General features: G+C 44.5%; 29 protein-coding genes. 11 read left to right on the top strand and 18 right to left on the bottom strand.

The window, feature by feature from the left end; translation table 11 throughout:
- From VF412_RS15425 to ung, 6 genes are all read right to left on the bottom strand, one after another.
- On the bottom strand, positions 1-1,490 hold a 1,490-nt coding region (locus VF412_RS15425), incomplete at its 3' end, for a shikimate kinase (RefSeq protein WP_331340154.1).
- Complete coding sequence (locus VF412_RS15420) at positions 1,487-2,665, bottom strand: 3-phosphoshikimate 1-carboxyvinyltransferase (protein ID WP_331340153.1); 1,179 nt, start codon at positions 2,663-2,665, stop codon at positions 1,487-1,489. The genes VF412_RS15425 and VF412_RS15420, both read right to left, overlap by 4 nt.
- Positions 2,658-3,710 carry a 3-dehydroquinate synthase family protein gene (locus tag VF412_RS15415; protein WP_331340152.1) on the bottom strand — a complete coding sequence of 351 codons (1,053 nt, stop codon included), beginning with the start codon at positions 3,708-3,710 and terminating at the stop codon, positions 2,658-2,660. Before VF412_RS15415 ends, VF412_RS15420 begins: the two co-directional genes overlap by 8 nt.
- Positions 3,710-4,126, bottom strand: coding sequence for a hypothetical protein (locus VF412_RS15410; protein ID WP_331340151.1), 417 nt, complete (start codon positions 4,124-4,126; stop codon positions 3,710-3,712). Before VF412_RS15410 ends, VF412_RS15415 begins: the two co-directional genes overlap by 1 nt.
- A gap of 42 nt (positions 4,127-4,168) precedes the next feature.
- Positions 4,169-4,474 carry a hypothetical protein gene (locus tag VF412_RS15405; RefSeq protein ID WP_331340150.1) on the bottom strand — a complete coding sequence of 102 codons (306 nt, stop codon included), beginning with the start codon at positions 4,472-4,474 and terminating at the stop codon, positions 4,169-4,171.
- 54 nt (positions 4,475-4,528) lie between these two features.
- Positions 4,529-5,212, bottom strand: a complete 684-nt coding sequence (gene ung / locus VF412_RS15400) for a uracil-DNA glycosylase (protein WP_331340149.1) — start codon at positions 5,210-5,212, stop codon at positions 4,529-4,531.
- Between the two features lie 148 nt (positions 5,213-5,360).
- Here ung and VF412_RS15395 point away from each other — a divergent pair, with 148 nt between their 5' ends.
- Both VF412_RS15395 and VF412_RS15390 read left to right on the top strand, forming a co-directional pair.
- Positions 5,361-5,762: a hypothetical protein gene (locus VF412_RS15395; protein ID WP_331340148.1), complete on the top strand. Its 402-nt coding sequence runs from the start codon at positions 5,361-5,363 to the stop codon at positions 5,760-5,762.
- Between the two features lie 58 nt (positions 5,763-5,820).
- A complete protein-coding gene (locus tag VF412_RS15390; protein WP_331340147.1) occupies positions 5,821-6,777 on the top strand; it encodes an aldo/keto reductase family protein in 957 nt (318 codons plus the stop codon).
- Between the two features lie 62 nt (positions 6,778-6,839).
- Here VF412_RS15390 and VF412_RS15385 read toward each other — a convergent pair whose 3' ends face one another.
- Positions 6,840-7,739, bottom strand: a complete 900-nt coding sequence (locus tag VF412_RS15385; protein ID WP_331340146.1) for a DUF2817 domain-containing protein — start codon at positions 7,737-7,739, stop codon at positions 6,840-6,842.
- A gap of 173 nt (positions 7,740-7,912) precedes the next feature.
- Between VF412_RS15385 and VF412_RS15380 the strand changes: the two genes are divergently transcribed.
- Both VF412_RS15380 and lexA read left to right on the top strand, forming a co-directional pair.
- Positions 7,913-8,131, top strand: a complete 219-nt coding sequence (locus VF412_RS15380) for a hypothetical protein (protein ID WP_331340145.1) — start codon at positions 7,913-7,915, stop codon at positions 8,129-8,131.
- Between the two features lie 294 nt (positions 8,132-8,425).
- Entirely contained in the window at positions 8,426-9,145 is a 720-nt protein-coding gene (gene lexA / locus VF412_RS15375; protein WP_331340144.1) for a transcriptional repressor LexA, read from the top strand.
- Here the strand turns inward: lexA and VF412_RS15370 are convergent.
- Entirely contained in the window at positions 9,142-9,681 is a 540-nt protein-coding gene (locus VF412_RS15370) for a hypothetical protein (RefSeq protein WP_331340143.1), read from the bottom strand. The genes lexA and VF412_RS15370 overlap by 4 nt on opposite strands.
- A gap of 81 nt (positions 9,682-9,762) precedes the next feature.
- Between VF412_RS15370 and VF412_RS15365 the strand changes: the two genes are divergently transcribed.
- A complete protein-coding gene (locus VF412_RS15365; protein WP_331340142.1) occupies positions 9,763-10,263 on the top strand; it encodes a GAF domain-containing protein in 501 nt (166 codons plus the stop codon).
- Between the two features lie 50 nt (positions 10,264-10,313).
- Here the strand turns inward: VF412_RS15365 and VF412_RS15360 are convergent, their stop codons facing one another.
- Positions 10,314-11,771, bottom strand: coding sequence for an outer membrane beta-barrel protein (locus tag VF412_RS15360; protein WP_331340141.1), 1,458 nt, complete (start codon positions 11,769-11,771; stop codon positions 10,314-10,316).
- A 408-nt stretch (positions 11,772-12,179) separates the two neighbouring features.
- Positions 12,180-12,551 (bottom strand): TraR/DksA family transcriptional regulator, encoded by a 372-nt coding sequence (locus VF412_RS15355; RefSeq protein ID WP_331340140.1) that lies wholly within the window; start codon positions 12,549-12,551, stop codon positions 12,180-12,182.
- Between the two features lie 320 nt (positions 12,552-12,871).
- Here VF412_RS15355 and VF412_RS15350 point away from each other — a divergent pair, with 320 nt between their 5' ends.
- Positions 12,872-13,387: a hypothetical protein gene (locus tag VF412_RS15350; protein WP_331340139.1), complete on the top strand. Its 516-nt coding sequence runs from the start codon at positions 12,872-12,874 to the stop codon at positions 13,385-13,387.
- Positions 13,388-13,417: 30 nt separating this feature from the next.
- Here the strand turns inward: VF412_RS15350 and VF412_RS15345 are convergent, their stop codons facing one another.
- Complete coding sequence (locus VF412_RS15345) at positions 13,418-13,762, bottom strand: hypothetical protein (RefSeq protein ID WP_331340138.1); 345 nt, start codon at positions 13,760-13,762, stop codon at positions 13,418-13,420.
- 92 nt (positions 13,763-13,854) lie between these two features.
- Positions 13,855-14,463, bottom strand: a complete 609-nt coding sequence (locus tag VF412_RS15340; RefSeq protein WP_331340137.1) for a TetR/AcrR family transcriptional regulator — start codon at positions 14,461-14,463, stop codon at positions 13,855-13,857.
- A gap of 149 nt (positions 14,464-14,612) precedes the next feature.
- Between VF412_RS15340 and VF412_RS15335 the strand changes: the two genes are divergently transcribed.
- Positions 14,613-15,890 (top strand): penicillin-binding transpeptidase domain-containing protein, encoded by a 1,278-nt coding sequence (locus VF412_RS15335; RefSeq protein WP_331340136.1) that lies wholly within the window; start codon positions 14,613-14,615, stop codon positions 15,888-15,890.
- 53 nt (positions 15,891-15,943) lie between these two features.
- On the opposite strand, the gene VF412_RS15330 is transcribed toward VF412_RS15335, so the two are convergent.
- Together VF412_RS15330 and VF412_RS15325 are read right to left on the bottom strand one after the other, a co-directional pair.
- Positions 15,944-16,543 carry an FxsA family protein gene (locus tag VF412_RS15330; protein WP_331340135.1) on the bottom strand — a complete coding sequence of 200 codons (600 nt, stop codon included), beginning with the start codon at positions 16,541-16,543 and terminating at the stop codon, positions 15,944-15,946.
- Positions 16,544-16,552: 9 nt separating this feature from the next.
- The gene (locus tag VF412_RS15325) at positions 16,553-17,326 is read right to left on the bottom strand and encodes an exodeoxyribonuclease III (protein ID WP_331340134.1); all 774 of its coding nucleotides are present in this window, start codon (positions 17,324-17,326) and stop codon (positions 16,553-16,555) included.
- A gap of 81 nt (positions 17,327-17,407) precedes the next feature.
- On the opposite strand from VF412_RS15325, the gene VF412_RS15320 reads away from it, so the two are divergent.
- Together VF412_RS15320 and VF412_RS15315 are read left to right on the top strand one after the other, a co-directional pair.
- Positions 17,408-17,935: a peroxiredoxin gene (locus tag VF412_RS15320; protein ID WP_331340133.1), complete on the top strand. Its 528-nt coding sequence runs from the start codon at positions 17,408-17,410 to the stop codon at positions 17,933-17,935.
- A 1-nt stretch (position 17,936) separates the two neighbouring features.
- The gene (locus VF412_RS15315; RefSeq protein ID WP_331340132.1) at positions 17,937-19,103 is read left to right on the top strand and encodes a hypothetical protein; all 1,167 of its coding nucleotides are present in this window, start codon (positions 17,937-17,939) and stop codon (positions 19,101-19,103) included.
- 14 nt (positions 19,104-19,117) lie between these two features.
- On the opposite strand, the gene VF412_RS15310 is transcribed toward VF412_RS15315, so the two are convergent.
- Entirely contained in the window at positions 19,118-19,762 is a 645-nt protein-coding gene (locus VF412_RS15310) for a hypothetical protein (RefSeq protein ID WP_331340131.1), read from the bottom strand.
- A gap of 113 nt (positions 19,763-19,875) precedes the next feature.
- On the opposite strand from VF412_RS15310, the gene VF412_RS15305 reads away from it, so the two are divergent.
- Positions 19,876-21,738: a hypothetical protein gene (locus VF412_RS15305; protein ID WP_331340130.1), complete on the top strand. Its 1,863-nt coding sequence runs from the start codon at positions 19,876-19,878 to the stop codon at positions 21,736-21,738.
- A 54-nt stretch (positions 21,739-21,792) separates the two neighbouring features.
- Here the strand turns inward: VF412_RS15305 and VF412_RS15300 are convergent, their stop codons facing one another.
- From VF412_RS15300 to VF412_RS15290, 3 genes are all read right to left on the bottom strand, one after another.
- Positions 21,793-22,203 (bottom strand): bacteriohemerythrin, encoded by a 411-nt coding sequence (locus tag VF412_RS15300; protein ID WP_331340129.1) that lies wholly within the window; start codon positions 22,201-22,203, stop codon positions 21,793-21,795.
- A 98-nt stretch (positions 22,204-22,301) separates the two neighbouring features.
- Entirely contained in the window at positions 22,302-22,940 is a 639-nt protein-coding gene (locus VF412_RS15295; protein WP_331340128.1) for a serine esterase, read from the bottom strand.
- Between the two features lie 2 nt (positions 22,941-22,942).
- Complete coding sequence (locus VF412_RS15290; RefSeq protein ID WP_331340127.1) at positions 22,943-24,493, bottom strand: S41 family peptidase; 1,551 nt, start codon at positions 24,491-24,493, stop codon at positions 22,943-22,945.
- Between the two features lie 165 nt (positions 24,494-24,658).
- Here VF412_RS15290 and rfaD point away from each other — a divergent pair, with 165 nt between their 5' ends.
- A complete protein-coding gene (gene rfaD, locus VF412_RS15285; RefSeq protein ID WP_331340126.1) occupies positions 24,659-25,633 on the top strand; it encodes an ADP-glyceromanno-heptose 6-epimerase in 975 nt (324 codons plus the stop codon).
- Positions 25,634-25,641 lie beyond the last annotated feature (8 nt).

Raw genomic sequence — 25,641 nt, 5'->3', positions numbered from 1 at the left:
CAAACAAAAATTTCTTTTTGTAGAGGCGCGATCATACCGACACCATCGATAAGCTCTAAGAACCCCGCATCATCCGTTGATGTGCCCTTCCATGTCTTACTTTTCTCATCAAAGAACAAAGTGTTTAAAGCATTGAGCTCTGAATGTTTCGACCATTTTGCAGCAGCTTCTTTATGAGGGGCTGTCACTGCTGCATAATGCAAGCCGAGCTTTTCAAGAACAGGCATCGCCTGATCCCATTCGCCGCGCTCGATATGAATTGCAAAAACAGGAACATTTCTTTTATGGAAAAATTCCGAGTGTTCAATGGGCGTAAAACTGTGCTGAACCGGGGCGCCAAGAACTGCAGCAAATTTCGCAGGTTTTCTTGGTGTCAACATCCACTGGAATAACGAAGGTTGATCTCCAGCACTGCCCTCACCATCACGCCAGAAGTTAACCAACTGCTGGCCTTTTTGTAACATGCGATACCACGCCCAGCGGCCATTTGTAGATCTTGGAAGAAAGCTTCGATGGGAAGCTTCAGCTCTTTGCCATTCATGATATTGCCAAAGTTCGCTGAAGTGCTGAATGACCGGCGCGAACTTAAGATGAGCTGCCAAATTTTCAAAAGACTGCAGTTCCTGAAATTGCTTGTAGTCGTGGCAAGAGATAATCAATTTCTCTCGCGGTACTCGAGCTAGAATTTCTTCCGGGCTGCCGAGCTCAAGAGGCCAATCAATCCACGCGGCCTTTGTCGATATATTTTTCCACTCTTCACTGTCCCAAAAAGCTGTGCGATCTTGAACTGAACGGAAAGAGTAAAGCAAACTTTCATTTGGCATTTCCAAGATTACTCTTTGAATGAAGTCCGCAGACAAAAAATCGTCACGCAATTCAAAAAGCTCAATACTTCTGTGACCGTAACGAGCTTTGAAAAGTTCCCACCGATGGAGGGGTTGCACGGACGGAAGCAACGTTATGCCTCCGCCAATGTCATGTAAAGCGTGAGTCAAAATAGCTTTTTCAATTCCCAAAACATAATGGTGATTTTCAAAAAGCCCTTCTGGCATCAGATAAACTTCGTCTGCTTTTGCAGCATAGTTTTTTTCACGGATTTCTGCACGCCTCAAAAACTCTTCCAATGGCGAAAGCTCGGGATTCAAACGTGGTCGATTTAAAAAGATGCGTCCATCCATATCAGTTTCACGGCGCACCCATAATGTACGAACAGTATCTGGAATCATCGATACGTCAAAACCCGCCCCTACAACCAAATACATTTCTTTGTGCGGTTTCTGAAGAATCTCGAGAAACATCTGGCGTTCAAGCTCACGGAAATAGGACTCTCCATGCTCTAAGAAAAGTTCCATAATGCTTTTGCCGATTTTCGTTTCAACTTCATGATCCAGATCTATGAACTCCGTCGATTCAGCAGATAGGCTGACTTGCAGGCGTTTCATTAATTCACTTTTGCCGGTACCACGATGGCCGATCACAACTGTAATCACGGTTGAAGTCCTATCATTTTCCAAAACTCTGGAAAGCTTTTGTTAATGGCTTCAGGTTCTTCGATTGTGATGTCGTGTCCTTTGAGTTTCATCAAAGCCGCCGCCATCACCATGCGATGATCCTTATCCGGATTGAACTTTATCCCGCGAGCAAGCTTTTGTTGAGGATCTCCATGCACAATCATGCCATCAGACAAGACTTCGTGCCGAACTTCTAACAAGGTAAATAACTCCGCTACTTTTCGGATGCGATTGGATTCTTTCTTCACCAGATGAGGAGCATTGTGAAGTTTTGAGGGTCCTTTTGCCCAACTGCATAGAACCGCAAGTACAGGAAATAAATCTGGCGACTGATAAAGGTCGCAGTCTACAGAGCGAAGTGGAAAATTTTCCTGCACCGACAATCGCGTGCCCTCAAGCTCCACCATCACGCCCATGCGTCTGAAAATATCCACAAAGACCTTATCAGGCTGACGGCTGTGCGGCGGAAAATTTTCAATAATACTTTCCCCAGCCAAAGCACCGGCCGCTGCCATGGTGAACGTTGAACTTAAATCTGCCTCGACTTCATATTCCAATTTTTCAATTCGCTGACCCAATGGAATATGGAAAATGCCACTGGCAGTGCGTTTATAACGCATGCCCAAATACCTCACCATTTCCAAGGTCAGATCGAAATAAGATTCGGAAACTTTGTCGCCAACAAGTTCAAACTCCAAATCAAAATCTAAAAGCCAGGAATTTAAAACCAACGATGAAGCATATTGACTTGATTCCGACGTATTCACGCGCAAAGGTCCGCGAGGCCTCTTCCAACCTTCACTCACAATATGCATTTCATTTCGCTTGATTCGAGCCTGCACACCTAACTGTGCGAGCAAATCAATCAATCCTTGCTGAGGACGCTCCATCAAACGTTGTGCGCCCTCCAGGACGTGGACACCCATTTGGCGTGAGGCTCTTAAAGCCATAAAGCGAAATGTTGTGCCGCCCTCACCGCAATCAATACGACTGCGTTGGCGAATTTCTTTAAGTCCTGCACGCATGTAACGAACGTCGTCGCATTCAGAGAAACCCTTTAGGTCCAAAACAGGAAAATAGCTCTGTACAATCAGTGCTCGATTGAAAACAGACTTGGAACCTGGGATTTCACCTTGAAAGCGGAAGTTAGCCATTGAGTTCTTCTTCCTTTTGACGACAGATCTCGATCAAGATGTCGTCAACGTGAACTTCCTGAACAACTGTTTGTCCAGGCTTCTTCACAAAGATAAAGCGCAAAACTTCTGAATCCGTTTTCTTTTTATCGCTTAACAACAAACGACGGAACTCTTTCAATGCTTGTGACTTCGTCACCAATAATTCATCACGAGACGGTGAAAGCAAATAAGCCATCACTGGTTTACGAATGATTTCTTCGTAATCAGATTCTTTCATGATTTTCTTTTCAAGACTCCAGCGCAACGCAAAGTCGACGCCGTAGTTGATCGAAATACCATGAGGCAATTGATAATAACTTTCCAGAACGTGACCCATCGTGTGTCCCAAGTTAAGGATGTGACGATGTCCTTTTTTTTCGTGAGGATCTTTCTGTACGACTTTGTATTTAGCTTTCACTGCTGCAGCCAAATACTTCCAAAGAACCTCTTCGTTCACTTCGAATTCTTTAGACAGCTGTGACCACAAAGTACCGCCTTCAATAAGCGCGATCTTTAAAAGCTCACCAAATCCTTCAAAAGCCCGAGGTGCCGGTTGCGATAAAAGCAACGACTTCACCATGCAAACTTCGGCGGCCGGATAGAAAGTACCGATTTGGTTTTTTGCACCACCCACATTTAATGCCGTTTTACCACCATGAGCAGAGTCAATAGCCGCAAGCCATGTGCTCGGAATATGCACCAGGCGAACGCCACGCTTTAAAATGCTGGCAACAAATCCACCGAAATCACCGACACTGCCGCCACCAACAACCACGACTGTTAGTTTTTTTGTCGAAGCGTTTTCACAAAGTGCCGTGATTTTAGAAATGTGCTTTGGAAAATAAGAAACATCTTTAAGCTGCTCTCCCGCTTTGACCGGATAACGCAAAGGAATTTGCTTCATCCATTTTTTGAATGTCGTTGATTTACGCGGAAGAACGTCGTCGTGAATCAGAAGCAGTTCCGATCCTAGTTCTTTTACGTCAGGCAAGTTTTGTGTGTAACGAATCAAACTTGCTTTCATTATTTATCTTCTTGGAATTTAGCTTTTGCTTTTGTGTACGAATCAGACAGCGTGTCCCAGGCTTTGTTCATACCGACTTTCATTTCAGTCCAAGCCTTGCCCGAGCTTTTTTCAAGCTTCGCCAAGTCTTTCTTCATTTCCGACTGTTTCTTTTCGAGGTTTGCAATTTGCGCTTTCATTTCTTTTTGAGCAGCACCGGATTTTTCAGAAGCTTGTTTTTTCAAATCAGCGATTTCGTTTTTCAAATCAGCCAATTTGCCTTCCATATCCTTTTGGAATTGCTCTTTTTGTTCCTTCGAATAATCAGCGGCGGCGACAGCAGCGTCTGCTGTTTTTTGTTTCACTTCTTCTTTAGTCGTAGCGAAAGAGTGGGAAGAAAAAGAAAGAGCAATAATTACGGACAAAACTGACTTCATAAACCGGCCTCCTTAAGACAGAGACCAGTTTACAATGGAGCGTTATTTCACTTCAAGAATATTGAGCTGCTTGGAATCTAGTGTGACGCTCACGGGCTTTTTAGAGCTTAAGCTGTCTTGCAGTTTCTTTTTAGCAGAGTCGAATTCCGCCACATCACGGCGCAAATAGTAGGAACCCGCATTTTTTTGAAAAAGAATAGCGATACCTTCATCGTCCTCACGAATTTTCTTAACTGTGTCAGTGATGTTGCTTTGCGCAGCCGCAACCTGACGATGGAACCTTGCGGTTTCCGCAGTAGCCATGGAAGCTGTTGCCATCACTAATAACGAAGCCAAAACCCATTTCATGAATCACCTCTTGGTGAAATCTTATCGGAAACGAACTCGCTTTACTAAAGAAAACTAAAGAGACCAATCTACGGGATCAATGCCTTTTGATTTTAAATAAGCATTGGCTTTAGAGAAGGGTTTCGAACCAAAGAAGCCCCTATGTGATGACAATGGAGACGGATGTACGGATTCAATCACATAATGCTTTTTGCGATCAATGAACGCACCTTTTTTCTGAGCGTAAGAGCCCCACAAAATAAACACGACATTTTCGCGCTCTTCATTGATGATGTGAATGACACGATCCGTGAACTCTTCCCAGCCACGCTTCTGGTGAGAAGCCGCTTTGCCATCTTCCACCGTCAAAACCGCATTCAACAACAAAACCCCATGCTCGGCCCATTTTTTCAACGAACCGCTTTTAGGAATTGGTAGACCCAAATCAGAATGAAGTTCTTTAAAAATATTCTGAAGCGATGGAGGAAAGCGAACGCCGTCCTGAACAGAAAAACTCAGACCGTGGGCTTGACCAGGACCGTGATAGGGATCTTGCCCCATAATCACAACCTTTACTTTCTCCAGCGGAGTCAGATTCATGGCCGCAAAATACTCATCACCACGCGGGTAGATTTTCTTCCCTGCTTTGTATTCACTTTGCAGAAAGGCCTTCAGCTTCTTCATTGAATCCTTTTCGAATTCAGACTGAAGCTTTGATTTCCATGATGAATGTAATTTGATCTCGCTTTTTTCTTCCATCTCACTCTGACACATGACAAAGGTCTAGGTTCGGGATTCTAAATCAATCCTATTAGTTTTCAATTTATTTTTCATGCCGAGTCGAACTTGACCAGACAAATTTTGAACCCATTGTTAAACTAGGAGTAAGAGGAAAAGGAGGCCGCCTATGACGACCCTTCTGAACCCCACCATACAACTTATCGAGCAAAACCCAGATGTTAAGTCATTCATCTACCAGCAGATCGCGGAGTTTGAAGGCTTTGTAACCCCACAAACGGTAGTCACCGTCGTGGCCAGAGATCCGAAAAAACTCGCGCTTCAGTATGAAACAGAGGGACGCGACTTCTCTGCGGACGATCTAAAAAAGCTATTCCGTATAGCGATCGTTCTAAAAGAGGGCGACACCAAAGTTGAAGCTGAAGGTGTGCACGAAGACATCTATCAAGCGATTAAAATGGCGAAGGATAACCTGATGAAAGAATTGGTAGCAATTCAAGATTCTGTTATCAGTCAGCAAGATCGTATCATCGAAATAAATCACTACATGCAACACCCCTTGTTGCATTAGTACGAACCTAGACATGGGTGACTTATGGTAGCAAACTTTTGCTATCAAGGAGTTGTCCATGTCTAACCCTAATATGCCCTACCGAAACATGGGGCGCTGCGGACTTAAAATCAGTCAATTTTCTCTCGGAGGATGGACCACGTTCGGTGGTTCGGTCAAAGACTTCACTTCCGTGCGAAGTATCTTGCGCCAAGCTTTTGATTCCGGCGTAAATTTTTTTGATATCGCCGATGTCTATGCAAAAGGTGAATCCGAACGCATGATGGGGGCCGCGCTCAAAGAGCTTCCTCGTAACGAACTTGTGATCTCTTCAAAAGTTTTTTGGCCGATGAGTGAAGACATCAATGATCGCGGACTTTCCAGAAAACACATCCTAGAATCTGTGAACAAAAGTCTTTTGCGTATTGGAACGGATTACTTGGATATTTACTTCTGTCACCGCTATGATCCAGAAACTCCGGTCGAGGAAACAATTCGCATTATGGATGATCTAATTCATCACGGTAAAATTCTTTACTGGGGTACGAGTGAATGGACCGCAGAGCAGATTCAAGAGGCCATGGATATCTGTGACGAACGCGGTTATTACAAGCCTCAAGTCGAACAACCACAATACAGTCTTCTTGCTCGTGAAAAATTTGAAACCAATGTCCAACAGAAAGCTATCGAACACGGCATGGGCCTTGTGACGTGGTCACCACTGGCCTCAGGCATGCTGACTGGAAAATACGACCATGGAGTCTCCGAAGGACGCTTATCGAAAATGGATTGGCTAAAAGACAATCTTTATACTGAAAAAAACATCGAGCGCGTTCGTCAGATGAAAAAAATTGCTGATTCTCTTGAATGCAGTCGCAGTCAACTGGCTTTAGCATGGCTTGCGGCTCAACCGGGAATGACTAGTGTGATTCTGGGGGCGACCAACATCGAACAGCTTCAAGAAAACTTGGGCGCATTAAAAGTCATGATCACACCCGAAGTCGATAAAGAGCTGAAAAAACTTTTCGGCTTTTAAGCAACTTCGCGAATTATAGAGTTATCGGAAATAAAGAAGGCGACATAACCGTCGCCTTCTTTTTAATTTTCATTTTTGCTATCAAGAGCCAGCGGCAGGAAGGAACTCTTTTTGACTGCGGCCGTATTTTTGTGAGCCTCAAGTTTCACCAAAGTTCCGATGATATCTTGAAGTTTTTCAAATGGCCCGTAGTTCGGTGGAAGATTTTCCTTTAGTTCCATCGTTAACACCGGAGTACTTCTTTCCATCCACATGTAGCGGCCTAAGCTGCCCGGGTAATTTCCCAAACTCTTCCAAGGAAGATAGTCAAACTTTGGTGGCGTCATCATTTTAGGTCCATCGAAATCTAGAACCTTCAACGGTGTATGTACAGATACGATGAAATCCGGCTTGAATTCTTCGATGTGGTGAAGAGCACATTTCGTTTCTGGCTCGCTACCACCTTCTTTACCCGGGAACCTACGCAGATTTCCACCCGTCGTGCGTTTCCAATTTGTGATCGCAGCAGTATCCCAATCTCTCGTTGGGAAATTGCGATTCACGTCGATCTTATTCGCGTTCGTACGAGTTTTATATTTCACACCATCAGGATTTAACACTGGAATCACCCGCCAAGAATTTCTTGGGGCAATGGCTTCCAAACGCTCCATCCAGTAGCGTCCTACGGCTCCTGCTGGGGTTTCATCTCCATGGATCAAACTGAATACAAGAACTCTTTTAGCTCCAGGCTCAGTCGTCAATTTTTCATAATGATAAATAGGTCGGCCTTCAACACTTACGCATTGAGCATCCACGAGGGCCTTTTCGCAGGCTTGCTTCAAAAGTTTCTCATCGAAAACGCCTGGAAATTTTTTGAGATCATTTACGCAAGCTTCTTGAAGGTTGGCAAATTCCGCATGAGCTGTCGTGGCAGCACAGGCAAAAAACAAACTTGTTAAAAGGAGGCGGATCTTCGTCTTCACCCCTCTATTATCTCTGGGTCTTTGCAATCTCTCAAGATGAGAAAGCGCCTTTTTTTGATTCCTTCTGAGAATCTGCGAGATTCTCCGAGAATCCTTACAAAATGACTAAAGTCTTGCTGACTTTTGTCCGTTAGACATTGGGTGTGGATTTAAAGACTCAGACGGAGGAACGTATGATCAATAGAGGTGGTTTCAGTTTTGTCGCGATGTTGGTAATTAATCCCATCGTGATACTGTTTTACCAAAACTGCTCCATGGCGCCAGTTAGCCAGGCGAAAAATATAACGCCACCAGTTCAAATTAGACAGGTTGCCTCAGAGGCAAAGCCTGAAGTGGCTTCAATTAAGCCCGCTTGCGTAGAAAATAAAAAAGAGTGCGCTCGCGCTGAATAATTTCAGCCTCTTACTATTCATAGAGTCCCTTGTTTGATCTCTGCTCAATAAAGTAGGTCAGCAAGGAGGCTTCTATGAAAAGTATTTTCCTGCCCGCCCCTTCATCAATTTCTCCAAGACATGAAGTGTAAATTCGCCGAATCGCCAGAGCTTCGACTTTTAGTGTCGATGTGGAAGTGTTGGATTCTTCTTCACTAATCTGGGACAGCGTTTCGTATCGAAAAAATCTTCCTGGACCTTGAAAAAAGACATTTGACTTACACATTATTTACACTGTAATTTCATATGTAAGTTATGACAAAGAAATTGCCCCTCCCACCACTGACACCTAAAGAAAAATCCGTTCTCGAGTTTATCGAGGCGCAACTCTTAAGTTCAGGAGTTTCTCCGTCATATCAAGAAATTAAGGACCACTTTGGTTTGGCATCGTTCAATTCTGTTCAGAACTATCTGAAGCAATTGACGACGAAGGGTTACATCGCGAATCCGCAAAACCAGAAGAGGGCGATTCAGGTGCTCCATTCTGCGTCAGCAGTGCAAGAGCATCTACAAGCAAAAGTCTCGACGACGACGGGATCTCCTCGCACTAAGCTCCTCCAGGCTCGTGATGAGATCCTGTCCCTTCCCCTTCTTGGGAAGGTCGCTGCGGGACAACCTATTGAAGCAATTAAACACGACGAATTTGTCGACGTTCCACCATCTATGGTTCGCAATCCATCAAAGTCTTTCGCATTGAAAGTCCAAGGGGATTCAATGATCGAAGATGGAATCTTTGATGAAGACATTATCCTGATTCAGGAACAAAAATCTGCGACGAACGGAGACATTATCGTCGCGACTGTCGACAATGAAGCAACCGTCAAACGCTTCTATCTTCGCTCGCGCCCCGACAGCGGCTCTAGCGCTAAACTTGTAGAACTTCGTCCGTCAAACTCCACAATGAAATCGATGTGGTTTGATCCAGAGGAAGTTGAAATTCGCGGCATTGTTGTTGGACTTATTCGTAAATTCTAATTGTAGTGGCAATAGTCTGGCACCGTGGTACCGCTAGGGTCGCTCACTCTTGCTGTACGAAAATTTACCGACTGATTTTTTAGCAATGAATTATTGATTGAACGATTGAATGTCATTTGCAGAACTTGGCGACCATTTTCTGTTGTGATAAACGCATTCCCTAGGTTTTCAAAGGCAATCACGCCGGTTTTATCATCCACCTCTACGCCTCCGGAAACTTGCGTATCATAGGCTTGTGCATCGAAAGTGAATTCACGATATCTCAATGTATAGGTGGAATCTTTTGATAAATACAATTCCACTTGGCCGACTAAAACATTTGCTGGATCAGTCCATAACATGATGCCGCCACCTTGAAGGCCCTTGAATGAGAATGACCCGTCAGTGCAACTGCCCGAAGTGTGATAATAAAATTCTTCAGGGATTGAAGTAGAAGTCTCTGCGGCGGACAAAGAGTACTCCAGCCCGCCGCAGCCAGATAGTGCCACGCTTAAACCGAAAAGTGCCAAAACAAGCTGTGGTTTTCTCATATTCATAAGACTACGCATCGAGATTTTGTGAGTCACACATTTAAAAATCAATCTGGTCCTTAGATTTGTGATATACATACATTTGTTATGGAAGCATCTACTCACACGATCTCTTATCAAAATAAATCGGCATTTTATAAAGAGCTTCTATCCGAAGCCACGGGCTTGCTTGAGCAAGAATGGTTCGTAAATCTTGCGAACATCTCTGCACTTTTGAGACAACATGTTCCAACTATTAACTGGATCGGCTTCTATGTCGCTCACAACAACGAGCTTCTTCTAAGTTCCTTCCAAGGTTTACCTGCATGTACAAAAATTAAATTCGGCAAAGGAGTTTGCGGAACGGCTGCGCAGACGAAAACTGTTCAACTTGTCGCTGATGTAGATCAATTTCCGGGACATATCGTTTGCGATAGCGCTTCCAAATCCGAAATCGTGATTCCACTTATTCAGAATGACAAAGTCATTGCGGTTCTTGATATCGATTCACCGATATTAAATCGGTTCGACGAAACGGATGCCAAAGGTCTTCAACAGATTGTGGATATTCTTGTGCAAAAAACAAATTGGCCTAACAGTTTCTTGTAACCGTCAGGCCAATAGCAAAACTTGCGGATTTAATTTCCAAAAATCCTTTTTTAAAAGCGAACCAACATCGCAAGATTGATGCGATCTTCATGCTTCACTAAATCAGGCTCCCAACCCGCTGGATGAGCCGTCGTATTCAAACCATCAGGAGACGTCACACCACCAGGACCTGCAAAATAATTAACATTCGCTTCGCGATGTATGAACTCAGCACGGAATGTAACCATATCGTCTGGCATGTAATCAAATGTGGCAGAAGCATCCCACGCACGGAAATCATCACCAGGATTTTGCGAGAAGTACGGATTCCCATTTCCATCCACAGCTGTATTTGTCGCACTGGAACCGCCACTTGCTCCTGGAGTTGAGCTTTGAATTGGCGGAATCAAAACAAGATAACGGCCCGGATTGTTAATCATACCCGCCCCCAAAGTGAGCGCGAATTGATTATGATCGAACCACAAACGATTGTAAGCCATGAAACCAAGGAAGTACTGACTTGGTGTTGCACTGTCACCGCCAGAACATTTCACGCCACCGCCTTCTTCACAGCCCAGATCTGCCGTCAAAGAAAACGCAGCTTTGCTAATAAATTTTGTCGGTGCATCCACGTACTTATACTGAACACTGTTATCACTATGGTAGCGAGTTCTGCCCGGGGTATTCAAAGTGTCTGAACCCACATAACCGTTGAACACCCAAGACAAATCACCCGTCGGACGATAAGCCACTTGATAACCTACACCCGGAGCCTCATTGAACATACCGTATGATTGCCAACCATTGATCAACCACAACTCTGTTTTCAAACGATCCGTTGGGAAAATCTGCAAGCGCAAACCATTAAAGAACCACGGTGTATTCGCCGAAGTATAAGATGCTTGATACGCCCAGTTTTCCGCATTGTAGTAGCTAAACAGCCCTACATAAGACATAAAGACACCCGCATCCAAATTGATGCCATTCATTTTATCCCAGTGGTAACCGCCATACGCTTCAGAGATATAGCGATACGCTGTGTTCATATCCCACTGACCGCGCGCCGTTGAGGCGTCATTTCGCGGAGTCATACTCGAGTACATTCCAAACTGAGTCATGATACGACCACGAGCATGCTGATAATGGAAATCTCCACCGACTCCTAATTGTGTTAATTGAACTTCATTCGTCCGACCTGAAGAGGTCGAGCCCACCAACGTGTGATCCTTCGGGCGATTGAAGTCATACACATAATTTGTGTCAGCCAAGAACGATCCCGTAAAATATTTGGAATCGAGCAACGCCGACTTCTGGCGGTTGTTACCATTTAGCCAAGTGAAGTCGGCAAAACTAAAGGGCTCTGCCGCAGGCTCAGTTGCTTCAACAGAATCCTTTTGCGCGGCTGCCGCCTGTGCAACATTTGCCGACGTCGTGTTTGTACTGCTTTGATTCTGTTCTTCCGCGGCCAATGTATAGGGCGCGATAAGGCAGGCGCAAGCAAACGCCAGCCACGATCTTGTGCTGATCATAAAGTCTCCCCCGACTGTTAACAGTCAATTTGGAGACAGTTATATTTTTTCAGACATAAAGAGCGCGCTAAATAGTAAGACAAACTCATTAAGAAAACCTAAAAGGATTTTCTTTTGTAAACCCCAAGGGAATCGCAAATGTAAATCGGTGTCAGTTTGTATTGGCACTCCTGTTGCTTACTACCATAGCAGGAGGTCCCATGAAGATTCTGGTGTACTTTATGTCGATACTCTTTTTGATCAGCTTGGCAGAGATTTTTTTGGTAGAGCACGGCACTCATTGGCCGTTGCTATCTATTATCGCCGAAAGATGGCCCTAAAAATAACAAAGGGGACAATGCTTGCGCGCTCGTCCCCTTTTACCCCTCTAGGATAAATATTTTATTTAAATTTGTGTCTCGCCCGAAACTAGCCGCGAGCGTAACGCTTGTTCACTGATTCGCGGATTTCCGCGCCTTCAATGCTCAAACGTGTCCAAGGAATCGCGCGCAATCTTTCTGGTTCGATTTCTTCTTCTGTCTCTTCACAGTAGCCGAAAGATCCATTTTCGATTCTAGCTAGAGCGCTTTCGATTTCCATAAGCTGACCACGAAGTCTTTCGTGCATACTTAGGAATTCTTGTTCAGCCAAGACGCGAACTGTTTGATCGCCTTCGTCTCCGCCTTTTTCCTCGTTCTGGTCTAGATTCAAACGAGCTTCCTTCACTCTATTGAGGATGTCCTGCTTCGTTTGCAAAAGTCTTTGTCTACATTCGCCGACAAGCTTTTCAGAGATAGCCATATTGCCCCCCTCGTTCCTTCCGAGCTTAAGTGCCAATTTGGAACTGACCTATTAGGTTCCAAGCATGTAAATATTGCAAGTAAATATTCTTACATTAACTTAAAATTAACTAAGCGATGGAAAATCCTGACGAATTCATGACTGTGGACAATGCTGCGACTAGGCTAAAGACTCTAAAGACGCACTACCAGTTAGCTTCTTACAAGTATAAACCGCTTCAGATGGGTTTTTCGCGGCTAAACTCACGTTGCGTTAAGATTCTAGCCCTTGGCTTGGCAAAAGGAAACTGTTAGCCCCATCCAATGCTGAACATTCTCTTTTTGAGTCAATTTCTATGGGCGCAACCTTCTTTACCTTCATTAGAGGGCCATTGGATTCAACCCTGCCAGACACAAGCAACTCGCGAAGAAGCCTTCCACGGCCAAGACGTGACGTTGTCAGAGAACTATTTCTATAAGCCGGATTGTTCGCAACCATTGATGACTATTGGCAACCTGGGCACGTTCACAATCGACGGCCAAAACATGGATTTCACGTATCAAAAAGTCACAATCACTTTGAAAGATGATTTGATGATCCAGGATTTTAATAGCCGCACGGTTTGTGGGTTCTACGACTGGAAATTGAATGAAGAAAGAAACGTGACAGGCCTTCGTTGCGCTATCATCACCGGAGGCAAAGCTCTTCAAATGGCGACTCCGGGAAACAAAAGATTTGGTATTTATAAAATAGAAGGCGACCTACTTTACTTCGGTCGCCTCGAACCGGATCACGATGCACTCTCCCCCGAGAAGCGCCCGATCACCTTTGATCCCCGCTACTACATCAAACAGTAACTATTCCGGCGAAGCCGGAAGGTAGACTACCTATTTTAGACAAGCCGCCACTCGCCCCATTAAATCTGCAGTGGCCTTTTCTAAATTGCTCGCCATGCGCTTACCTTGAACCCCGCGCGCACGGAAAGCTTTCGCTGATTGATTCATATTTTTGGAGATAATTTTAGAAGACGACGCTGTTGAAGAGTCGCCGACCAAGTCAGAGTACTCTTCTAAAGACGATGCAAAGGTTTCGTGGTTGGATACCAGGCTGTTCATGATCTGAACTTGGGCTTCTTGCATAGCTGCTAGCTCTTTTTTAAGGTCGCCACACTCGGAAGCGTGAGCCATTTGCGAAGTTGTCATTAGAGCTAAAGCGAAGAAAAGAGCTTTCATATCCAGGGACCTTTCGATGTTGTCCCTGGATACTAAGCAAGCGCTTTGCCACCTCAGATCGAATTAATCGACACTAGAGGTGACATTTTAGGCTAAGCCTTAAGAAATTTTTCAAACTCGTTCTTTGTTTCGCCAGCAGTATAGGGCAACAAAAGACGTGCAACGTGGTGTTTACCGCGTTCGATGGTGCGTTTGCCCGGCTGTTTTTCTGCGGATTCGAAGAATTGAAGGAATGTCGTCGCCATGGCTAGCAAAGATTCGGCGATGTATTGCATTTCGCTGACTTGCTCGATTTTAGCCATTTTTCCATCTTTCACCCATTGGCGGTAAAGAATGACCATCAATTTCATCATTTTTTGGATGTGGTCACGCCACATTTTCGCCAATTGAGTGTCTTTACGGCGAAGCGCATACATCTCGCGATGGAAGAAGCGATAGCGCCAATAAAGTTCAAAGTTTTCATTGATGAACTCTAAAGGAGTCACTTTTTTAGTGCGGCGAGGGCGCCATACGTCGTAAGTGTCTTTGGCCATTCTTTTGAATAGCTCAACTAAGATTTCTTCCTTGTTGTCATAGTGGAAATACAGATTTCCGGGGCTAATTTCCATCGCCTTTGCGATGTGATTAGTCGTGATCGCGACAACGCCGCTGCGGTTGAAGAGTTCGATGGAGGTAAGGAGAATTCTTTCTTTAGTCTTCATGGCCCATAGTCTTTAGTCTAAGTCTCGAAGAGAGTCACGCAGTAACAGTCACAAAAGGCACATCTGTCTTGAGTTTCCCGTGACTTCTTCTGAGAATGGCCTTGAAAGTGGCAAAAACTTGATGCTAGCATATAAGAATGCGATCCAAAATGAAATCTAAGCTCCTAAAACTATTCGTATTTTCTGGCGCCTCGGCTGTCGCTCTTTATTCCCTCATGGGCTACACCGCCTCTGAGAGCCCTGCCGCGCAAGCCGAGAAAAAAACTAACTCTCAACTTGAAGACCGTGCTCACGTGGCAAAGCTTTTCGCAAATGCCGCTCGTACTAACGAGCTTCCAACGAAAATGAAGCTCAATTGGGACGGCAAAGACCAAAACGTTACAGTGAAGTACACGATCGATGAAGACCTTCAGAAAGAAGCGGATCATCTTTTGAAGTCTTATAAACCTGACTATGGCGCTATTTTCGTGATCGACGCCACAACGGGTGAAGTTTTGACGATGTCGAGCTTCCAACGTGATGACGCCCACGCAACGAATATGAATTTGCAGGCTACTTTCCCTGCCGCTTCTGTTTTTAAGGTCGTAACTGCGACTGCCGCGGTGGACAAAGCTGGGGTTAATCCTGAACACAAAATTCACTACAACGGTGGCGCTCACACTCTTTACAAAAAGAATGTGTTGTCAGAGCGTGTGACTCGTTGGACGAATGTGATCACTTTGAAAGATGCTTTCGCTCGCTCTATCAATACTGCGTTCGGTCGCTTAAGCATCGAAAATCTTCACCCTGAAGATTTGAACGAGTACTCAAGTCGTTTCTACTTCAATCAAGAAATCCCAGCGGACTTCCCGGTTGAAATGGGTGTTGCCTACATCCCGCCAGGCAAAGGCTTTGAAATGGCTGAAGCCGCTTCTGGTTACAACAAATCAAATCGCATGAGCCCTGTTCAAGGTGCCATGATCGCGGCTTCCGTAGCGAATGATGGTAAAGTCGTTGCTCCTTACCTCGTGAGCAACATCACTGATGAATCCGGTAAAACAATTTACGAGGGTAAGTCGTTCAACCCTGGCACAACGATGTCTAAGGAGTCTGCGGCGAAGCTTCGTGAATTGATGGGCCAAACAGTTTTGGCTGGTACATCTCGCCGTTCATTCCGCCCTATCTTGAAAGATCGCAAATTCAGAGAGATTGAAATGGGTGGCAAGACAGGTCACTTAACTGGTGACAACCCTCGTGGCCGTGTAGACTGGTTCGTTGGTTACGCTCTGGATGAAGACAGAAAAATCGCAGTTGCTGCGATTACTGTGAACAGAAAATTCTGGACAGTGAAATCGGCTCACTTGGGACAAAGCATGTTCCGCAAATACTTTTCTCCGATTGTGGCACAACAACAAAAAGCAACTAGAAAAGTTTCCTCAACGAATTAATCAGTTTCAAAATTTAAAAATAAAAAAGGCGGTTCGAAAGACCGCCTTTTTATTTACTCATCTTTGGTTTTTTTCTCTTCGTGGGTGATTTCGATGGGGGTTACGTCGAAGACTTCAGCGTCGTGGATTTCGCGCTCTTCACGTTCTTCGCCGACGTCGTGGAAGCCTGTCCCGTCATTGCGGAACTCGTAGTAGCGGAAGCCTTGGTTGCCCATGCCTCCCATACCGCCGGGGCCTCCTCCCATTCCAGTACCGAAGCCAAACGGACCGCTGCCGAAATTGAAAACTCTGGCAGATCCTGAAGCCATCTTCTTTGCCATGAAGATTTTAAATCTCCAGATCGCCAAATGACGAAGACCTGGCAATAGTAAAATGATCGCAACAACACGTGCAAAGAACGAAGGCACCATGAACAAGATGCCCGATAAGAAAATAGCGCCCGAGTGCAAGATCTTGTTTCCAGGAAGTTGTCCGCGCATCACGGTCGATTGCATTGTCATCATTGCGACACGACCGATGCTGCTGACGATGATGAATCCTAGCAAACACGGTAATAGATAAATTCCTAACGTATTTAGAAAGCCCCATTTATCCACCGCGAACCAGAAGATCACGATCTCGGCGATGAAAAATGGAAATGGAATGGCGATCATAAAAATCCTTTATAAAGTCAGACTGAGCTCTGCCACCACGGGGCAGTGATCTGATCCTTCAACTTGGTCCAAAATATCTGCAGAAGTAAGGTATTTCTCAAGACCTTTTGAAACACAAATGTAGTCGATTCTCCAACCACGATTGTTCATACGCGAGAAATCCTGATACAGCCACCAAGAGTAACGATTGATGGCGTTAGGGTTGAAATAACGGAAAGTGTCGATGAAGCCTAGTTCTAAAAACGAATTAAACCACATGCGTTCTTCAGGAAGAAAACCGCTTTCCTTTGACAGACGAATGGGATCAAAGACGTCCATCGTTTGATGAGCCACGTTATAGTCACCTACAACAATCACTTCGCGACCGCTTTTTAGTTTTTCACGCAGATGAATGTTTAGATCTTTCAAAAATTGCTGTTTGAAATTGTGCCGTTCTTCTCCAGAACCACCGTTCGGAAAATAGATGTTGTAAAGGTCAAAAGCCCCATGATCGGTCATGACAATACGCCCCTCCTGATCATAAGCTTGAATGCCTATACCGTGTTCCACTTTTTTCGGTTCCTGGTTCAAAAACGTTGCGACTCCTGAATAACCCTTACGAATTCCCGAGGACCAGTAGGCATAGTTGCGATGCAACTGACGGGCTTCTGTTTCCACCTGATCAATGTGAGCTTTTGTTTCTTGAACACAGAAAATATCAGGATTTTCTTTGTTTACGAAATCAACCAAGCCTTTTTTGTGGCAGGCTCTAATTCCATTCACATTCCATGAGATGATTTTCACTTGCGTACCCTTCTATTTTTCTGCTTGTCTTTCGAAGCCAAAAAGCTATCAATAAGTAGCAGATATAAGGAGACTATGTCTATGCCTATGATTCATCAGCCTGCCCCTCAATTCTCAACTCAAGCTGTATTTGACGGTGGCGAGGTGAAGGATGTTTCCCTCGGCGACTACAAGGGCAAATGGGTCGTCCTTTTCTTTTATCCTTTAGATTTCACCTTTGTATGTCCAACAGAGTTGACTCAATTCCGTGAACATTTGGCCGACTTTAACGCCGCTGGCGCACAAGTTATTGGCTGCAGTGTTGACTCGGTTCATTCGCATAAACGTTGGTTGCGTGATGATCTTGGCAACCTGGGTTACCCTTTGCTTGCGGATCTTACCAAACGTATTGCTCGCGATTACGGTGTATTGTTTGAAGATCGCGGCATTGCAACTCGTGGTACTTTCATTATTGATCCAGAACAAAAAATTCAGTACATGGGCATTCACAATACCTCTGTAGGCCGTGACGCCAAAGAAATTTTACGAGTTCTTCATGGTTGCCAATCTGGCGAGCTTTGCGCTGCTGGATGGAAAAAAGGCGACGTTCACATCCTTCCGTTGAAATAATATGAAAGAAAAGACCGAGTTCATTCATCAGCTTAGGTCTTCATTCAAGGGGTTACAAAACGAGCCCCTTGAGTCTATTGTTGCGGAAAATCTGATTTCTCCATTCACTGTTGAGTTGCCCGCTTCTATTCTGCAACAAGCACAAGACATCGTTGCTGGATTATTTGCCATGCGCGAAAAGAAGTCTTATCAGACACACTATAATGATTTGATTGCGATGAAGGGTCTTAAAGATCCAGGCAATAAATCCATCATGATGAGTTACGATTTTCATGTTGATGAAAATCAAGATCTGAAATTGATCGAAGTGAACACCAATGCTTCATTTCTGGCTTTGGGTCACGAGATGTACAAATCTAAAAACCTCCCTTTGCCAGTTTCTGACTTTACGTTCGACGAAATTCGCCGTGACATCATTTTGGAAATGAATCTTCAAGGCAAAGAGGCCTCTTCAAATTTGAAAGTCGCCATCACCGACGACAAACCTTCTGAACAAAGACTGTTTGTTGAATTCCTGGTGTATAACGAGCTTTTCAAATCGTGGGGCTGGGATTCTCGCATCGTTGACTATCGTGATTTATTTAAAAGCTTTGATCCTGAGTTCGTATACAACCGCTATACAGATTTCTTCCTAACTGACACAAGCAGTGTTCTTCTGCGCGATAAGTTTCTTACGAAAGACGTTTGCCTGTCTCCAAATCCTTACGAATATTTGCTGCTTGCAGATAAGCAGCGCTTGATTGACTGGAGCCAAGAAGGCTTCTTCGAAGCGCAGGGTCTTTCAGCGTCTGATATTGTCTTACTACGTAAAGCTGTACCCCGCTCTTATGATGTCAGTGCTACCTCTGCCGAGGAAGTTTGGTCACAACGTAAGAAGCTTTTCTTCAAACCTAAGAACGCCTTCGGTTCGAAGCAATCTTATAAAGGCTCATCGATCAGTCATAAGACTTTCCAAGAGCTTATTAAAGAAGACACGATTGCCCAGGAATATGTTCCTGCCTCAGAGCAAATATTTGAAACCCCGGCAGGCGCACAGGCATTTAAATTTGATTTACGGTGTTATGCTTACCAAGGACGCTTGCAGTTAGTGGTCGCACGACTGTACCAAGGTCAAGTTACGAACCTAAAAACGCCTTACGGTGGCTTTGCTTGCGTCTTATTTAAATAATCTGGTCCAAGGGCTTATTTCAGGCTCGGAATCGCATCATAAATGATCAATAAATACTCTGTCGTAGAGTCCGATTTTTTCACAATCATCAGCTCATACTCGTCATGACTTTTCTGATAAATCTTATAGGTCGCACCTGAGGCTTTGAGATAATCTTCCAAATTTTGACTCGGTTTAAACGACGGAGTTTTCATATTCCAGAAAGCATATTTTCCAGAATCGACCATCATTTGAAATTGCCACAAACTGTGGCCAACACGTGCCTCTTTACGCGTATCAATAAGCGTTGGCGCAAACAGAGCGAACCGCTCTTTCAAGTCTGGCGCGGCATTCGCGCATAGCACTTCTGCAGAAGAGGTCTCGTGGGACAAGAAAGATTGAAAGCCATGAAGCTTCACATCGTCACCTTTTTCGGTTCCTTCAACATAGAACTCCGCTTCTCGCGCCACCAAAACCGTTTCTGGCAAGCGAGACAAGGTTCCTAAAAAATCGTTACGCATTTCACTTAAAAATTCAGGTCGCTCTTGGCATTCAGATGCCGCGTGGAAATCCGGTCTGAGCAAGCGACCCGCAGGATCACGCTTCACTGCAAAGGACGTCGTCGAAAGCAGCACTAGAAGTAAAAAGCCCGATGTTTTCATCTGAAAATGTCCTCTCATTATGTCCAGTCTAGTATTCGGACGATTTTTTTTCGGGCTTAATATTAAAGTGCAGTCTTTGTTTACCGATATAGAACGTGTCTCATTTTTCTACAAGGAGCGTAGGAAGCAACATGACGATGAAGCACAATGGGTTGAAAAAGTATTCGCAAGTGACGAACTTTTATTCGTCCTTTGATCAAATTGATGGTCGACATCCTTGGATGGATGCAGTGAAGGACGGCTTCGTTGCCTACCGCGTACGCCAACTCAACACTGGCAAAGTCGCTTACTTCAATTTCGCTCTCGCTAAAGAAATGGGACTGATAGCGCCGGATCATCCTAACCAGATGACCGAAGAGCTTGAAGAAAAACTAATTCACACATTCTCTCTACAAATCATCAACGAATACGACGAACTAACCAACCGTCGCATTGATCCTTCTACAATCAGGCCAAATAAATACATGGCAACTCGCTACCTGCAATTGCAGCACGCAAACAAGCAAGGAAAGACTTCTGGCGATGGCCGTGGAATTTGGAACGGGACAGTTTCCCATCGTGGCACGACCTGGGACGTTTCAAGTCGCGGGACTGGGGTGACTCGCCTTGCACCAGGTTCCGTCGAAGCTGCGAAGCCCCTAAAAACTGGTGGAACTGATTTCGGTTACGGTTGTGGTCTTGCGGAAATTGACGAGCTTCTTGGTGCCTCTATCCTAGCTGAGGTGATGCATCTTCAGGGCATCCGCACAGAGCGTGTATTGTGCGTGATCGATTTAGGTAAAGGCTATGGGATTGGCGTTCGCGCGGCACCGAACCTAATCCGTCCTGCTCACTTATTCTTATATTTAAAACAGGAGCGCTGGGACGCCTTAAAAGCGGCGACTGATTATTTGATCGATCGCATGGTTTCAAATAAATCATGGAACATCAAAGCAAAGGGCCTTGCCAAATATGACGAGCTTTTGAACTGCGTTTGCTCTTCATTTGCGGAATTCACAGCTCAGCTTGATATCGATTATATCTTTGCATGGCTTGATTGGGATGGCGATAACGTCCTAGCTGACGCTGGCATTATTGATTACGGCAGCGTTCGTCAGTTTGGCATTCGCCATGATAAATATCGCTATGATGACGTGGAAAGATTTTCTACAAATTTAAACGAGCAAAAACAAAAGGCACGTTTGATCGTACAAGTATTCGCACAGATGGTGGATTACCTTAAGACGAAGAATAAAAAACCTCTTCGCGCCTTTGCCCGTCATCCAATCGTTGAAAAATTCAATAGCCAGTTTACTGAGCAAAGATCTGAACGTCTTTTGTACCGCATGGGCTTTAATGAAAATCAAAGAAAGAACATTCTTGCTGACAAAGAACTTTTCCAAAAGTTCGATAAGGAGTTCTCATTCTTTGAAAGAGCCAAAGTTGCAGGCAACGAAGAAAAAGTGGCCGACGGGGTCAATCACCCAGCTTTGTACAATATGCGCCATCTTTTGAAAGCCTATCCACAGTTTTTGGTGGATAGCCCGCTTCCATTTGAAAAACGCTGGATGCTTGAAAAAGACTTCTTTAAAACAGTTCTTTCAAGCTTTGCAAAAAGCCGTGACGCTCGCATGGGCGAAAAGCAACGTCTGCATATTGAGTCCTTCCAAAAGCTTTACCGCGAAATGGTCACCACTGCCGCTGGCAAGCAAAAGCCTGAGACTATTTTAAAAGGCATCAGCGAACGCGCGCAGAAATTAAATTCTGACAAACGTATTACTGGTAACGCTTTGATTGAAATGGTCGACGAGATTTTGACTGAAAAGAAGCGCGGCCTTCCGCTGACTCAAATCCAAAAGATTGTCGATCGTTTGGTTTATGATCACAATGGCATGCCAGAAATCCCAGTCAGCCGTTTCTATCGCGATCAACAAGAGCCGCAAGGTGGCTCTGTAAAAATGGATCTTTTCGCGAAGCTACTCAGCCTTGTAGAAGAGCACAAAGAGTCGATTTAATTCATTTATAAATTTAAAGAAAAAAGCCCAAGGTGTTGAGCCTTGGGCTTTTTATTAGCCAGCTTTTTGGGCGGCAATCACACCGTATTTTGTATCGATGCCCATGATATGGGCCGTTAGCCAAGTCTTTAAGAACTGAAAGAACGCCGGAGTTAAAACACCCGTCTTGTCAAACTCAGCGCCATGCTGCTTAAGACGTTCGATCAAATCTCTATGGATCTTCTTATGTACATTTGCTTGGGAATAATCCAATGTATCAAAGAATTTTTCTTCGTGATCGAAGTGAGTCACAGTCCAAGAAACCAATTCGCGCACGATAGTTTGAAGTTCCGTCTTTGCAGCTTTCGCTTCATGACGTTCGTACAGACGATTCATGATATCAATGAGCTTTTTATGCTCGTTATCCATCGCATCTACGTGTGTTGTGAGTTTCTGTTGGTCCCATTTAAAAAAACTTTCGCCCATAGTTTCCTCGCTAGTTGTTGTTTCTTACACAAAACCTTTCGGAAGAACTGAAGGGCGACTGCATGACGTGGATCATGTACCCATTAAATTTTTTTAAATTATCTCAGATCGGATAACTTCTCGCGAACCCAGCGTCTGATAATGGGATACTCTTCGTCTTTCAAAGAGTGATCTTTATCCATTTCAACCCAGTCCACCTTAAGACCTGCCCCTTTTAATTTCTCGACACCATATTTAGTTTCTTCTAAAGGCAAAATATCGTCCTGATGTCCGTGAGTGAAAAGCCACGGAGTTTTTTTCGCGTCTTGAGACAGATTATTTTTCCACCGAGGGTAGAAGTTAAAATAGCCACTGATACCGACGACACCACCCAATTTTTTTGGATAGTTCATACCAATATCCGCACTGATCAAACAACCCTGCGAAAATCCAAAGAGGAAAATTTTCTGACTGTCCCATCCCTGATTTTCAAGATCGTTCAAAAGATCAAAAAGCTTCTCGCGTATTTTTATCACACCGTTGCTCTGATACGGAGGCTCACCGTACCATGTATAGCCATCCAAAAACCTTCTTGGCGCATTCAGCAGAAGATAATTCATTTCTGGAATATTCAGCTCATCATCGAAATCATAGAACGGACGAATACTATCGCCACGTCCATGAAGAACGATCATTAAAAAATCAGATTTTTTCTTTGCGGGAATGAATTTATGCTTAAAAAGATCCGTCGTAATCATGATTAATTGGCCCCCGCTACAACTTTTGAACAAAATAGAACTTGGCGCGCTTTCGTTAACTGCATGTCCTCGGAAGAACTGCCATCTTCAGGATCCAAACAGTCTTGAGTCGAAATTAAAGACTTCGCCAGCTTTGTTGCCTTTTCTGGCGCGTGAAGTGGATTCATAAACTGATCCTCTTCGCGGCCTACAGAGATATTGTCGAAGTTTACGGCCACATCCGGGGTCAAACCCTTCATTTGCGGAGAACGACCTGACGGCAGGTAGTAGAAACCTTTTGTCTCAAACAAAGCGACTTTCTTATTTTGCGCCCAGTACTCACCCTCTTGGAATGAACCTTTACCAAAGGTACGTTCACCCACAAGAACCGCACGATTCAAATCACGAAGGGCACCCGCTACGATTTCAGAAGCGCTTGCCGATCCCGCGTTAACCAGAACTGCCATAGGACGATCGAAGATTTTATCTTCGCCGCCATAATAAACCTCTGGCTTTTTGCTTGGGTCAAGATAACGAAGTTCGAAAACTTTTTTGTCGCCACCAACGAAAAGGCTCGTGATACATGCCGCCTCTTCCATTTGACCACCTGGGTTGTCACGAAGATCTAGCAACAAGCCGCGAACTTTGGCTTTTGAAACCATGCCCACAGCTTCTTTTACTTTTTCACAGGCACCCTTGGCGAATTTGTTAATGCCGATCACACCGATAGGTCTAATACCATCAATCACGCGAGTCGAAACAGTTGCCACTGTGATTTCAGTGCGAGTCATCTTGAACTTCAGTTTTTCTCCATTGCGAAGAACACGAATCATCGCTTCAGTTCCAACATCGCCCTTCAAAAGCTCACTGATACGGGCTTGCATTAGACCACGGACTCTTTGGCCGTTAATCTCTACAAGAATATCGCCTTTTTCAACGCCTGCTTTCTTTGCAGCGCTGCCTTCGGTCACTTTACGAACAACGTACTGACCATTGGCTTTACCCAAAGTAATTCCCAGAGAACTGGATTGGTTGTCGGCTTTTGAAACAACCTCTTTGAACATTGCCACAGGCATGAAGTAAGTATGCGGATCACGGAAAACAGAGATGAATCCGTTCAAACCAAGGCCCACCATCATCGAAGATTGTTTTTCGCTGATGTATTTCTCTTCAAGCTTGTTCCATGCCTTGAGGAAAGAAAGTTTCATCGCAGCCTGAGTATTTTGATTGAAGAAGTCTTTCCACACCTCGAGCTGCTTTTTTTCAGAGCTCATGTCGGCAGACACGTTCTGATCTACAGGAACAAGTTCACCCTTCGTGGTTAAAGACAAATTGAAACGGTTGGCAACAGTTAGAATTGAGTTTGCACAGGCCAGGAAGTAACGCTCAGAACTGCCACAAGTATTGTCTTGGATCAGGTCTTCCAAGGCCGCTGGGCCGAGCCCCGTCTCGGCCCAGTAGTCGTCAACAGATTTGACCTTGGAAACGCCGCTATGTGAACGCGACAAAGTCAGGCTGACCCCCATGGACAACACTAACAATGAGATTATGAAAAAACGTGGTGAACGCAACACTCATCGCCTCCCGATAGTGACACTTTAGAGCAAGGGCCGTACCTGCTCATCTCGAATTGGTACGGTCCTAATGGCGTTTTTATGAAGAAAATGCAGGTTTGGACAGAGCTTCCACAGCCCTTATTCCTTGAGTAAATTCGCTCTGTGTAATAGGGTTTTATCACTATGATTATTGTAACTGGTGCCAACGGATTTATTGGAAGTGTGATGGTTTGGGAACTCAACAGAAAAGGAGTGACCGACATCGTTGCTGTGGACTCTGTTTCTTTGAAAGAACGTGATCTTTTGAAGAAGCGTCAATATTCAAAGTTCCTTCTTAAAGACGAATTGTGGCCGTTCTTAGAAACTGACGAGGCAAAATCCAAAGTCACTTGGATCATCCATATGGGTGCTTGCTCTTCAACGACTGAAACCAACAAAGAATTCTTATGGGAAAATAACACGTACTACACACAAAGAATTTTTGAATGGTGTACGAAACATCAAAAATCCATGATCTATGCCTCGAGTGCCGCAACATACGGTGCTGGTGAACTTGGTTTTGATGATACAACGGATCCTGAGTTGTTGAAACCTTTAAACTTGTACGGCGAATCGAAAGTTCTTTTTGATCGTTGGGCTTTGAAACAAGATCCGAAGCAAACTCCCCCACACTGGTATGGCTTGAAATTCTTCAATGTGTTTGGACCAAACGAGCACAAGAAAGAGGCCATGGCGAGCGTTGTGTTCAAGGCATTTAATCAAATCAAAGACTCTGGCACCTTGGCTTTGTTCAAATCGGCAAATCCAGAATACAAAGATGGCGAATTCATGCGTGACTTCGTTTACATCAAAGACGTGACAGGTTGGATGCTCGAACTGATGGAAAAAATGCCTAAGAATGGCGTCTATAACATGGGCTTCGGCAAGCCACGCACTTGGTTGGATCTTGCAAATTCAACATTCCATGCGATGGGTAAAGAAACTAAAATCAACTGGATTGAGATGCCTGAAAACATTCGCGGCCAATATCAGTACTATACGGAAGCAAAAACAGACAAATGGGCCGCTGCAGGGATGAGTCCTGCAAAATGGCCATTGGAAAAAGCTGTAGATGACTATGTGAAAAATTATCTCTCAAAAGAAGATCCAACTCTTTAAGGGTGATG

The sequence above is a fragment of the Bdellovibrio sp. genome (assembly GCF_036384735.1).
In the GTDB taxonomy this organism is placed as follows: domain Bacteria; phylum Bdellovibrionota; class Bdellovibrionia; order Bdellovibrionales; family Bdellovibrionaceae; genus Bdellovibrio.
Note: the sequence above shows the minus strand (reverse complement) of the source record. Positions and strands in the feature narration are given on the sequence as shown.